10 protein-coding genes are annotated in these 12,107 nt (G+C 75.8%); 5 read left to right on the top strand and 5 right to left on the bottom strand.

Annotation, left to right across the window (positions count from 1 at the left end; translation table 11 throughout):
- On the top strand, positions 1–697 hold a 697-nt coding region (locus QP089_RS47455), incomplete at its 5' end, for an FHA domain-containing protein (RefSeq protein WP_285921205.1).
- A gap of 137 nt (positions 698–834) precedes the next feature.
- On the top strand, positions 835–2,553 hold the full coding sequence (locus tag QP089_RS47450; protein ID WP_285921204.1) for an MFS transporter: 1,719 nt from the start codon (positions 835–837) through the stop codon (positions 2,551–2,553).
- A gap of 23 nt (positions 2,554–2,576) precedes the next feature.
- Here the strand turns inward: QP089_RS47450 and QP089_RS47445 are convergent, their stop codons facing one another.
- Entirely contained in the window at positions 2,577–4,340 is a 1,764-nt protein-coding gene (locus QP089_RS47445) for a glycoside hydrolase family 15 protein (RefSeq protein WP_285921203.1), read from the bottom strand.
- A 74-nt stretch (positions 4,341–4,414) separates the two neighbouring features.
- Complete coding sequence (locus QP089_RS47440) at positions 4,415–5,917, bottom strand: beta-N-acetylhexosaminidase (RefSeq protein ID WP_285921202.1); 1,503 nt, start codon at positions 5,915–5,917, stop codon at positions 4,415–4,417.
- A 75-nt stretch (positions 5,918–5,992) separates the two neighbouring features.
- Between QP089_RS47440 and QP089_RS47435 the strand changes: the two genes are divergently transcribed.
- Together QP089_RS47435 and QP089_RS47430 are read left to right on the top strand one after the other, a co-directional pair.
- Positions 5,993–6,628, top strand: a complete 636-nt coding sequence (locus tag QP089_RS47435) for an ArsR/SmtB family transcription factor (RefSeq protein ID WP_285921201.1) — start codon at positions 5,993–5,995, stop codon at positions 6,626–6,628.
- Between the two features lie 81 nt (positions 6,629–6,709).
- Positions 6,710–7,462, top strand: coding sequence for an SRPBCC family protein (locus QP089_RS47430; protein WP_285921200.1), 753 nt, complete (start codon positions 6,710–6,712; stop codon positions 7,460–7,462).
- Between the two features lie 82 nt (positions 7,463–7,544).
- Here QP089_RS47430 and QP089_RS47425 read toward each other — a convergent pair whose 3' ends face one another.
- Genes QP089_RS47425 through QP089_RS47415 form a run of 3 tightly spaced genes read right to left on the bottom strand, consistent with a single transcriptional unit; the run spans position 7,545 to position 11,381 of the window.
- Positions 7,545–9,965, bottom strand: a complete 2,421-nt coding sequence (locus tag QP089_RS47425) for an ABC transporter permease (RefSeq protein WP_285921199.1) — start codon at positions 9,963–9,965, stop codon at positions 7,545–7,547.
- Positions 9,962–10,756: an ABC transporter ATP-binding protein gene (locus tag QP089_RS47420; protein WP_285921198.1), complete on the bottom strand. Its 795-nt coding sequence runs from the start codon at positions 10,754–10,756 to the stop codon at positions 9,962–9,964. Before QP089_RS47420 ends, QP089_RS47425 begins: the two co-directional genes overlap by 4 nt.
- On the bottom strand, positions 10,740–11,381 hold the full coding sequence (locus QP089_RS47415; protein WP_285921197.1) for a TetR/AcrR family transcriptional regulator: 642 nt from the start codon (positions 11,379–11,381) through the stop codon (positions 10,740–10,742). Before QP089_RS47415 ends, QP089_RS47420 begins: the two co-directional genes overlap by 17 nt.
- A gap of 297 nt (positions 11,382–11,678) precedes the next feature.
- Here QP089_RS47415 and QP089_RS47410 point away from each other — a divergent pair, with 297 nt between their 5' ends.
- Positions 11,679–12,077 (top strand): ATP-binding protein, encoded by a 399-nt coding sequence (locus QP089_RS47410; protein ID WP_285921196.1) that lies wholly within the window; start codon positions 11,679–11,681, stop codon positions 12,075–12,077.
- Positions 12,078–12,107: the final 30 nt, after the last annotated feature.

Raw genomic sequence — 12,107 nt, 5'->3', positions numbered from 1 at the left:
CGCTCCCCCGGGCCTGCCGATCCCCGAGGCGCCCGCGCCCGCCCGGCCGGCGCCGGTCGCGCCGGCCCCGGCGACGGCGGTGGAGCGGGCGGTGGAGCGGGCGGTGGAGCGGGCGCCGCTTCCGCCGACGCCGGTGGACGGCACGCCGCCGGCCGCCTCCGAGGGTGCGTCGGAGGAGAAGGTCAGCCTCATCCGGCGCCATCCCAAGCGGCGTCCGGGCGGACCGCAGGTCCTCGGCGTCAACTGCAAGAACGAGCACTTCAACGATCCGCGCGCGCACTACTGCGCGGTCTGCGGCATCTCGATGCTGCAGCTCACGCTGTCGCCGTTCCACGGGCCGCGGCCGCCGCTCGGCGTGCTGCTGCTGGACGACGGGCAGACGGTCCCGCTGGAGGACGACCAGCTGGTCGGCCGGCGGCCCGAGCGGGCTCCGGAGGTCGCCGAGGGCCGCGCGCATCCGCTGCGGATGACCGACGCCGAGGAGTCGATCTCCCGCCGGCACGTCCTGGTCCGGCTGGAGCAGTGGCAGGTCAACGTCGTCGACCTCGGCTCGGCCAACGGCACGGCGGTGCGCGCGCCGGGCGGCGGCGAGTTCGTCCGGCTGCCGCCCGACACCCCCGTCGAGCTGGCGCCCGGCGCGACCGTCCGGGTCGGGCTGGCCCGGACGTTCCGCTTCGAGTCCAACCGGAAGGTGTGAGCGCGATGGCCGGGACCGGACGCGCGCCCCACGGCCCCATCCGGCTTGACGACCATGGTTCCCGGCGCGGGTCACCCGCCTGACGCCGCCTTCGACCGCGGCCGGCGCTCCGGCCGCGTCCCCCCGAAAGGACACCGATGCGAACACGGCCCATGGGCGGCATCACCTTCGCCCATCCGCCCGCCTTCTGGACCGGGTTCATCGCCTGCGTCGCGGGTGTGGCGCTGCATCTGCCGATGTACATCGACTCGGCGGACATGCACTACCACATGCGCGGCATGGCGATGGACGCCCCGATGCTCACCGGAATGGCGCTCATCGTGGTCGGCCTGGCGCTGACCGCCTACGGGCTGGTCCCGCGCGGTCTGGCGGCGTCCCGACGGGACGGCGAGGTGCGCGTTCGCGCGGCCTACGACGCGCCGTTCCGGCGGGCGCACATCGGGCTCGTCATCGTCATGACGACGGCGGTGACGATCGACGCGATGAAGCCGATCACGCTGTCGTTCGTGGCGCCGGGGATGGGCAAGGAGTACGGGCTGAAGTCGGCCCTGAACCCCGGCGGGCACTGGCCGGTGGCGCTGCTGCCGCTGTTCGGCCTGACCGGGACGGTCGCCGGGTCGTTCCTGTGGGGGTGGCTGGGCGACCACATCGGGCGGCGCTCGTCGATCCTGCTGGCCGGGGTCATGTTCGTGACCACCGCGGTGTGCGGGGCGATGCCGTCGTTCGGCTGGAACCTGGCGATGTGCCTGCTGATGGGGCTGGCGGCGGGCGGGATGCTGCCGATCACCTTCTCGCTGCTGGCGGAGATGATCCCGGGCCGGCACCGCGGCTGGGTGATGGTGCTGATCGGCGGGAACCTGGCACTGGCCTACGCCATCACGAGCTCGCTGTCGTCGGCGCTGGTGCCGCACTACTCCTGGCGGATCCTGTGGCTGCTGGGGATGCCGACCGGCGTGCTGCTCATCGCGCTCAACCACTGGATCCCCGAGTCGCCGCGGTTCCTGCTCGCCCACGGCCGCGAGGACGAGGCCCGCGCGATCATGACCCGGTACGGCGCCATCGAGGACACCGCCGGCGAGCGGCCCGGCGCGGAGACGGCACCGGTGACCGCTCCGGTGCCCGCCGCCGAGCCGGGCGCGGGGACGCCCGCGGCGGCGGGCGCGGCGGCCGTCGCGGAGGCGGTCCCCGCCGAGGAGCGGAAGGAGGCCGCGCACGGTGCGGGCTTCACCCCGCTGTTCCGGCCGCCCTTCGCCGGGCTCAGCGCCGCGGTGGTGGTGCTGGGGCTCGGCATCGGGCTGGTGACCTACGGGTTCCAGCTGTGGATCCCGTCCAACCTGCAGAAGCTCGGGCTGGCGCAGAAGACGGCCGACGCGGCGCTGCGCGACTCCTCGCTGCTGGGGCTGCCGCTGGTGTTCATCGCCGCCGCGATGTACGGGCTGTGGAGCGCCAAGAAGACGATCATCGTGCTGACCGCGCTGACCGCGGCGGCGCTGGTGGCGTTCTCGTTCTCCGGCGAGTCCCTCGCCCACGACCGCTTCTGGCTGTACGTGCTGCTGGCCGGCCCGATCGTCGGGACCGCCACGATCGCCGCGGTGCTGGCGGCCTACAGCTCGGAGATCTATCCGACGCGGATCCGCTCGCGCGGCTCGGGCCTGTCGGCGGGTGTCGGCAAGCTCGGCGGGGTGGCCGTCACGATCGTGCTGGTGGTGGGCGCGACGGTGCCGTCCATCAACACGACCGCGCTGCTCGGCGCCGTCCCGCTGCTGCTCGCGATCCTGGTCGTCGCCGCCTTCGGGGTGGAGACCCGCAACCGCGCCGCCCGCGTGAAGGTCGCGGCCGCCCCCGCCGACGCCTGACGGCCGCCCCGGTCCGGGGCGTCTCAGCCGGGCAGGCGGGCGGCGGACTCCAGCAGCAGCGCGTGCACGAACGCCTGCGGGATGTTGCCGCGCAGCTGCCGCTGCTGGACGTCGTACTCCTCGGAGAACAGCCCGCTGGTGGCGCACCCGGACCGGGTCCGCTCGAAGGTGGCGAGGGCGCGGGCGGTCTCGCCCTGGCGGTGCTCGGCGAGGGCGAGGAAGAAGCCGCACAGGGAGAAGGCGCCCTCGGCGACGCCGAGCGGTTCGTCGCCGACCCGGTACCGGTAGACGAAGCCCTCCTGGACGAGCTCGGACCGGACGGCCTGGAGGGTCGCGACGGTGCGCGGGTCGTCGTCGGGCAGGCAGCCGCGCAGCGGCGGGATGAGCAGCGCGGCGTCCACACGCTCGTCGCCGGGGGCGCGCTTCCACCGCCCGCCTGCGGTGAGGGAGGTGCGGGTGGTCTCGTCGAGGATGGTGTCGGCGAGGCCGTTCCACGCGGCCGCCTCCGCCGGGCCGGCCAGGTAGCGGGCGGCCTGGCGCAGGCCCGCGACGCAGCTGAGCCGCGAGTGGGTCCACAGGTCGTCGTGGGTCTCCCAGATGCCGGCCTCCGGTTCCCGCCAGCGGCGGGCGACCGCGTCGGCGGCGACGCGGGCGGCCTTCACCTGGTCGGCGCCGGGCGGCTCGCGCTCGGCGGCCACCGCGAGGAGCAGCAGCGACTCGCCGAGCGCGTCGAGTTGGAACTGCTCGCTCGCGCGGTTGCCGGTGACGGCGGTGGCGCCGGGGTAGCCGGGCAGGTCGGCCTCGCGCTGCTCGGGGATGTCGCCGCCGGCGACGGTGTAGGCGGGTTTGAGGCGGTCGCCGTCGGCCAGGACGCGGGCGGTGACGAACTCGGCGGCGTTGCGCAGCAGGTGCGGCGGCCCGCCGTGCACGGCGACGGCGCGTCCGGCGAAGCACTGGTCGCGGATCCAGGCGTACCGGTAGTCGAAGTTGCGGCCCTCGTCGGCGCGTTCGGGCAGTGCGGTCGTCGCGGCCGCGACCATGCCGCCGCTCGCGCTGGTGAGCCCGGTGAGCACCGAGTAGGCCAGCCGCGCGTCGCGCGGGGCGATGGTGTCGGTGCAGGACGGGACCGCCTCGCGCCAGCTGCGTTCGGTGGCGTCCCAGAGCGCGGCGGCGTCCAGGGGGCCCTCGGCGGTGCCCTCGGCGATCTCCAGCACCAGGTCGCGGGTCTCACCCTCGGCGAGGTCGAAGGTGAGGGCGAGGACGGGCCCGCCGTCGGCGTTCTCCCGCACGACCGCCTCGTCGCCGCCGCGCCAGCGGATCCGGGCGGTGCCGCTGCGGGCCGTCCACTCGGCGCCGTGGTGGTGCAGGTCCCGCATCCGCTCGGCGCGCTCGCCGGCCCGCACGTCCAGCAGGACGCGCATCCGGACCCGGCCGCGCACGGCCCGGCAGCGGCGCAGCACGACGGCGCGGTCGCGGCCAGCCGGGCGGGCGAGGGCCTCGCGGCACTCGACCATGCCGCCGTCGCCGGTCACCCACCGGCTGTGCCAGATGAGCCCGCGGTCCTCGTAGTAGCCGCCCCACACCCAGCGTTCGGAGACGGGCTGGACGACGTAGTCGCCGGGACCGCCGAGCAGGCCGCAGAACGCGGCGGGCGAGTCCCAGGCGGGGAAGCACATCCAGGCGAACTCGCCGTGCGGCCCGACCAGGACGCCGCGCTCCCCGTCGGCGATCAGTGCGTAGTCGCGCAGCGCCTTGGGCAGCGAGTGCCGTCCCCCCGTGCCTGCCACCGTGTCCTCCCTCCGCGCACCGGCGTACGTGGGGGGTGAGTACCCAGGAACGCGCCGCTGACCCGGGGTGTCGATCACTCCTGGGGCGGCGGGCCGTGCTTGACCCGGCCGCCGATGCCGGGCCGCCGCTGCCAGGGGCGCGGGCCGTCCGGCGGCCGGTAGGCGACGCCGAGGGCGTCCAGCCGGGCGTAGTGCGCGGCGTCCATCCGGCGCAGGAAGCCGGCGGCGTCGCGTTCGGCGGGCGGCGGCAGGTCCGACCAGACGGTCTCGGCGAACGCGCACAGCCGGGGGAACAGCTGGTAGTCGACGCGGTCGCGGGACTCGGTCAGCTCGGTCCACATGTTGGCCTGCGCGCCGAGGACTCGGGCGGCGTGCGGGGTGCCGGCCAGCGCGGGCGGGACGGGGTCGAACCGGTACACGTCGGCGAGCGTGCGGACCCAGCCGAGCGGGACGGGCTCGTCGTCGCCGGGCGCCTGCCGGTAGTCCAGGTACACGTGCTGGCGGGGGCACATGACGACGTCGTGGCCCGCCTTCGCGGCGGCGATCCCGGCGGCGTAGCCGCGCCAGGACGTCACCGCCGCGCCCTCGGCGAGGCCGCCCTCGAGGATCTCGTCCCAGCCGATCAGGCGGCGTCCGCGGGCGGTGAGCCACCGGTCGAAGTGGCCGATGAACCAGGATTGGAGGCCGTCCTCGCCGTCCAGGCCCTCGGCGGCGATGCGGGCCTGCGCGGCGGGCGAGCGCCGCCACTGGTCCTTGGGGCACTCGTCGCCGCCGAGGTGCACGAACCGGCCGGGGAAGATCTCCAGGACCTCCTCCAGCACCTCCTCGTAGAAGCGCAGCACCCGGTCGGTGGGGGCGAGCACGTTGGGGCAGACGCCCCAGGCGGTCCCGACCTCCAGCGCGCTCGTGTCGATGACGTCGGTGTTGCCGAGGTCGGGGTAGGCGGCGATGGCGGCCTGCGAGTGGCCGGGCACGTCGATCTCCGGGACCACGGTGATGTGGCGGGCCGCGGCGTAGGCGACGATCTCGCGCAGGTCGTCGCGGCTGTAGAAGCCGCCGTGCGGTCGCTCGTCCCAGCGGGGCGGCTCGCCCCAGCCGAGCCGGGTCCTGCGCCGCCACGCGCCGACCTCGGTGAGCCGGGGGTGGCGCTCGATCTCGATCCGCCATCCCTGGTCGTCGGTGAGGTGCAGGTGCAGGACGTTCAGCTTGTGCACGGCCATCAGGTCGAGGTAGCGCAGCACGTCGTCCTTGGGCAGGAAGTGCCGGGCGACGTCGAGCATGAGGCCGCGCCAGGCGAAGCGCGGCGCGTCCTCGATCACCGCGAACGGGACGTCGGGGACCGTCCGGTCGACGGGGGCGCGGCGGAACGCGTCCGGGCCGAGCAGCTGGCGGAGCGTCTGGCGCGCCCAGGACACGCCCGCCTCGGTGCCGCCGGTGATGTCCGCCCCGTCCGGCCCGACGGCGAGCCGGTAGCCCTCCGGGGGCAGGGACGCGTCGGTGCGGGCGCGGACCTCGCCGGTCCAGGGGCCGGTGCCGCCGGTCCGCTCGATGCCGCGGGGAGCCGGGATGAGGTTCATCGGCTCAGGCTAACCCGCGCACCGACAAATTCATTTTTCTTGACAATTGCACTTGTCGGTGGCCATGATGGACGCATGCTGGACGTGACGGTGATCGAGGAGTCCGCGGCGGCGGCCGCGTCGCTGGACCCGATGCGCGCGCGGCTGCTGGCCGAGCTGGCCGAGCCGCTGTCGGCGGCGGCGCTGGCGGCGCGGGTCGGGCTGCCGCGGCAGAAGGTGAACTACCACCTGCGGGCGCTGGAGCGGCACGGGCTGGTCGAGCTGGTCGAGGAGCGCCGCAAGGGCAACATGACCGAACGGCTGATGCGGGCGACGGCTGCGTCCTACGTCATCTCGCCGCTGGCGCTGCCCGGGTTGCAGCCCGACCCGGACCGCCACCGCGACGCCCTGTCGGCGCGCTGGCTGCTGGCGCTGGCGGCGCGGCTGGTCCGCGACGTGGGCGCGCTCATCACCGGCGCGGAGCGGGCGAACAAGCGGCTCGCCACCTACGCGCTGGACGGGGAGGTGCGGTTCGCCTCGGCCGCCGACCGGGCGGCGTTCGTCGAGGAGCTGACGGCCGGCGTCGGCGCGCTGGTGCGCAAGTACCACGACGCCTCGGCGGAGGGCGGCCGGGACCACCGGGTCGTCATCGCGCTGCACCCCTCGCTCAAGGCGGACACCGCCGGGCGGCCGGGCGTCGAGCCGGGCGGGGACGGCTCGCTCGAGCCCTGAGGATCATCGGCCGCCGCGCGGCGGCACGGCGCACACGAACGGAACGGGACGCGCGAGGGCGCGGAAGGCGAGGAGCAGGTCATGGCGAAGGAATTCGAGATCGTCCGCGAGTTCGAGGTGGACGCGGCGCCGGAGCGGGTGTGGGACGCGATCACAGTGAACACCGCCGGGTGGCTGTGGCCGACCGAGTACGAGCCGCGCGAGGGCGGCGCGGCGGGCTTCGGCGCCACGCTGACCGTCTGGGACCCGCCGCACCGGCTGGTCGCCCGGTCGGAGTCGCCGGAGGAGCTGAAGGCGGTCGGGCAGGCGCTCAACCAGCTCGACCACCTGATCGAGCCGCGCGAGGGCGGCCGGTCGTGGGTCCGCTACGTGCACAGCGGGATCTTCGTGGAGAACTGGGACGACCAGTACGACGGCGCGAACAGGCACACCGACTTCTACCTACACACGCTGCGGCAGTACCTGACGCACTTCGCGGGCCGGCCGGCGGTGCACACCGACGTGCAGGGCCCGGCGGCGTCCGCGGCGAAGGGCGCATTCGCGGCGGTGGGCCGGGCGCTCGGTCTGGGGACGTCCGCGGCGGACGGCGCGTCCGAGGGCAACCGGGTGCGGGTGGACCTGCCGGGCGCCGGGGCGACCGACGCGGTGGTCGACTTCCGCAACGACCACTTCCTCGGCCTGCGCACCGATGACGCGATGTACCGGTTCTTCGGCCGCGACGCGTGGGGCGCGCCGGTGGGGATCGCGCTGCACCGCTTCGCGCCCGGCGCGTCCGGTGACGAGGAGGCGACGCGCAAGGCGTGGCAGAGCTGGGTGGACGGCGTCTACGCCTGACCCGGCCGGTCAGAGCGGCGGCGGTCGGGCGGCGCCCGCGCGGAACGGTTCCGCGCGGGCGCCGCGCAGTGTGCGGGCGGGTTCAGCCGGAGCGTTCGCGGACGAGCGCGCCCAGGTTCCGGCGGGCGAGGGAGCGCAGGCCGGGCCGCTGGGCGAGGAAGGCGACCGCGAGGACGGCGAGCGCCGACCAGGCGAACGTGGCGGGCCGGATGTCGGCGTGGAAGGCCAGCAGGTCGCTGTTGAACGCGCCGAGGAACGCGCCGGTGGCGAGCCGTCCGATGACCAGGCCGGGGACGGCGCCGAGCGCGACGACCAGCAGGTTCTCGGTGGTGACGAGGCGGGCGAGCCGGCGGCGGCCGACGCCGGCGGCGCGCAGGGTGGCCAGTTCGGTGCCGCGTTCGGCGAGGTTCACCGACAGGGTGGCGAACAGGACGGTGAAGGCGAGCAGGCCGCCGAACGCCAGCATGACGGCGACGAAGACGTAGAACAGCTTCATGTAGCCGTCCATCGTGTGCTTGAGCGCGTGCGCGTCGGTGTAGGCGACGACGCCGGGCCGGGCCGACAGGGCGTGTTCGACGGCGGCGCGGTCGGCGCCGGGGGCGAACCGGACGAGCGCGGTGTCGCGGCGCCCGCCGCTTCCGGGGCCGGCGGCGGTGCCGGGCGCCCAGGCGTCGACCTGGGCCAGGGAGGCGTAGGCGTAGGTGCCGAGGGGTTCGTCGACGAATCCGGCGACGGTGGTGGCGGCGGTGCGTCCGCCGGGCAGCCGCAGCGTGACGCGGTCGCCGACGGTGACGCCGAGCCGGCCGCGCATCGCCTCGCCGAGCAGCACGCCGTTCGGCGGGAGCGGGCGGGCGCCGCCGCCGGGGGTGAGGAAGCGGTGCATGCCGGTGCCGGGCCGGAACCCGACGAGCGCGGTCGAGTACGCCTTCCCGCCGGCGGTGACGGTGGCCCGCACCTGCGCGGACGGTTCGGCGGCGCGGACGCCGGGGGTCGCCGACATCGCGGCGAGGGCGGCCGGGCCGGCGGGCCCGGCGAGGGTCAGTTCGGCGTCCTGCCGCTGCACCTGGTCGAACTGCCGCGACACCGTCGCCTTGGACGAGTCGAGCATCCCCCAGGACACCAGGATCAGCACGAGCGCGAGGACGACCCCGGCCATCGTGTAGAGCGTCCGGCGGAACTGGCGCGCCGGACCGCGCAGCACCAGCCACGCTCCCGCGGGAACGGCGCGCCCGATGCGTCGAAGGCGCCCGAGCCGGCCCAGGCGTCCGAGCCCGCCGAGCCGGGTGAGGACGCCCCGTCCCCCGGCGGAGGGGACGAGGCCCCGCATCGCCTCGGCGGGCGGGACGCGGGCGGCCGACAGCGCGGGGGCCAGGGCGGCGAGCGCGCCCGCGGCCAGCCCGTAGCCGAGCCCGCCGGCGACGGTCGCAGCGCGCACGGACACGAACGTCTCGGGCAAGCCGATCGCGTCGCCGTACAGCCGGGTGACGGTGCCGGCGAGCAGCACCCCGGCGGCGACGCCGGGGACCGCGCCGGCGAGCCCGGCCGCGAGGCCGGTCGCCAGGTAGTGGGCGACGAGGGTGCGGCGGCGGAACCCGCTGGCGCGCAGCGTGCCGATGACGGCGCGGTCGCGGGCGACCCGGCGGGTCAGCACGACGTAGACCGCGACGCCGGCGGCGGCCAGGAACAGCAGGGGGAACAGCACGGCGAGTTCGGCGAAGCCCTTGATGTCCTCGGCGAGGGTGGCGTTGCTGGGCTGGTCGGCGCGGGTGACGACGGCGCCCGCGCCGTGGCCGCGGACGGCGGCGGTGAGCGTCGCGTCCAGCCTGCTCGCACCGCCGCGCCCCTTGTCGGTGTAGTAGACGGTGACCTGGTTCGGCGCGCTCGTGCCGGCGATCTTCTCGGCGAGCGGCTCCGGGACGAACAGCACGCCGAACGAGCCGGGCGCGGGCAGCGCGTCCTGGCGGCTCGCGGCGGGCCACAGGTATTCGGTGGACGAGGCGGTGCCGCGCACGTCCAGCCGCTGCCAGGACCCGCCGTGCCACACCGCCACCTCGGCGCCGGGCGTGAGGCGTGCGTGGCCGGCGATGTGCTTCTCGGCGAGGACGCCGGTGGGCGCGGAGGCGTCCAGGTACCGGCCCTCGATCACCTTCACCCGGTCGACGGCGGGCTGCGAGCCGGCGGGCATGCCGACGACGCGGCCGACGAGGGTGCCGCCGCCGGGCATGCGCATCGGCACGTCGGCGACGGTGCGGACGGCGGTCGCGGCGACGCCGGGTTCGGCTGCGGCGGTGCGGGCAATCGCGGCGGTGTCGCCGCCCGACACCGTCAGGTCGGCGAACCGGTACTTCTCGAAGAGCCGCCGGTAGCCGGAGTCGAGGTTCTTGTAGGCGTCGTAGGACGCGCCGAACAGCGCGACGCCGAGCATCACCAGCACGACGACCGACACCAGCTGCGCGGGGCGTCGCCGCAGGTCCCGGCCGAGCTTGACGGTCAGCACGCTCACCAGGTCACCTCCTCGGCGGGCGCGGGCGCCGCGTTCTCGGCGACCTCGACGATGCGGCCGGACCGCATCCGCACGACGCGGTGGGCCATGGCGGCGATCGCGGCGTTGTGGGTGACGATCAGGACGGTGCGCCCCTCCCCGTTGAGGTCCTGCAGGACGCGCAGCACGCCGCGTCCGGTGTCCAGGTCCAGGGCGCCGGTCGGCTCGTCGCACAGCAGCAGCGCCGGGTCCTTGGCGATGGCGCGGGCGATCGCGACGCGCTGCTGCTCGCCGCCCGACAGCTGCGCGGGGAAGTGGCTCCCGCGCTCGTCGAGGCCGACGGCGGCGAGCGCGGCGGCGGACCGCTCGCGGTCGCCGCGGCCGGTCAGCTCGGCGACGAGCCGGACGTTCTCCAGCGCGGTCAGCGACGGCACGAGGTTGAAGAACTGGAACACGAACCCGACGGTGTCGCGCCGGTAGGCGGTGCGGCCGTCCTCGTCCAGCCGCGACAGGTCGCGCCCGCCGGCGAGGACCTCGCCGGCGCTCGGCGGTTCGATCCCGCCGATGAGGTTCAGCAGGGTCGTCTTGCCCGACCCGGACGGGCCGAGCAGCACGACCAGCTCGCCCTCGGGCACCTCCAGGTCGGCCTCGCGCAGCGCGTGCACCTCGGCGCGGCCCCTGCCGTAGGTCTTGGACGCACCGCGCAGCACCACTGCGGGACGTTTCCCGGTGCCGTCCCGCCCGGTCGCGGGGCCGCGCCGGGGTGCGGTCCCTCGCTCGGATGCCGGGGCCTGGTCACTGTCGTGCCGCATCTCCATCGTCTCCTCGGTCGGCCTGGGGGTGGTCCGCCGGTCCGGCGGGTGGGGCGGCGGCGCGCAGGAGCGCGGTGACGGACGCCGCCGCGCCGGCCGCGTCGGTCGCCGGGTCCATCAGGGCGTGCAGGAGCAGCCCGTCCAGCAGCGCGGCGATGACGACGGCCAGCCCGGCGGGGTCGGCGTCGGGGCGCAGCCGCCCGGCGTCGCGGTCGGCGGTGAGCCGGGCCGCCACCAGGTCCCGGAACATCCGGAGCTGGACGGCGCTCTGCTCGCGCAGCTCCGCGTCGCGCAGCCCGGCCACCAGCGCCTCGGCCATGACGCGCTGCCCGGGCCCGCCGCCGCTCGCGGTGAGCACGGCGACGGCCTGCTCCACGCCGTCCAGCACGTCCGGGGCCTGCAGGATCGCGTTGACCGGTCCCTCCAGCTCCCGCTCGATCCCGTGCATGACGGCGGCGCGGCGCAGCGCGTCCACCGAGCCGAAGTAGTAGTGCACGAGCGCGTTGTTGGCCTCGGCCCGCTCGGCGACGGCGCGCGAGGTCACCGCCGCCCAGCCGCTCTCGGCCATCACCGCGACGGCCGCCTCCAGCAGCCGCACCCGCGTCGGCACCTCGCCGGACGCCATCCCGCCTCCCCGGTTTTGGTCATTTGCTTAAAGCGTTTGACCAACAGGGTAGCCGCGACCTTTGCACGGTGCAACGTTTCTTCGGAGCGGTCGGGACGCGGCGGGGCGCGGGGCGGTGACCACCTGACCCGCCGGTGCGGGTTCCGGAACTTTCTGGCCGATCCGGGCGGGACGGCGTTACCGTGTCGGTACGGGATCACGGCCCCGCTCCCCGCGCGGCGGCGCCGGGCCCGCCGGGCCGCCCCGACCGCCGGCGGCGCCCGCTCCCCCGTCCCACCGCCGTACAGAGGTGAGACCGTGCGCACCACCACGGGGTGGCCGGTCCCCGACGATCCCGCGCAGGTCGCCGCGGTCCGCGTCCGGATCCGCGAGGTGCTGGGCGAATGGGGGCAGGCGGCCGGCGCGGACGTGGTGCTGCTGCTGGCCGACGAGCTGGTCGCCAACGCCCTCATGCACGGCCGCCCGCCCGTGCACGTGCGGCTGGAGGCCGACACGGTGGCCGGGACGCTGCGCTGCGAGGTGTCGGACGCCGACCCGCGGCCGCCCCGGCGCCGCTCCCCCGGCCGGTGCGACGAGCACGGCTACGGGCTGCTGCTGGTGCAGGCCCTGTCGGTGGCGCGCGGCTGGCATCCCACCGCCGGCGGCAAGGTCGTCTGGTTCCGCACGGCGCTGGAATCCGGCGGGGACGGGCCGTGAGCGGCGGGCGGTGGTTTGCGCGCGGTGAGC

The sequence above is a fragment of the Actinomadura opuntiae genome, from assembly GCF_030283205.1.
Lineage (GTDB): Bacteria > Actinomycetota > Actinomycetes > Streptosporangiales > Streptosporangiaceae > Spirillospora.
Note: the sequence above shows the minus strand (reverse complement) of the source record. Positions and strands in the feature narration are given on the sequence as shown.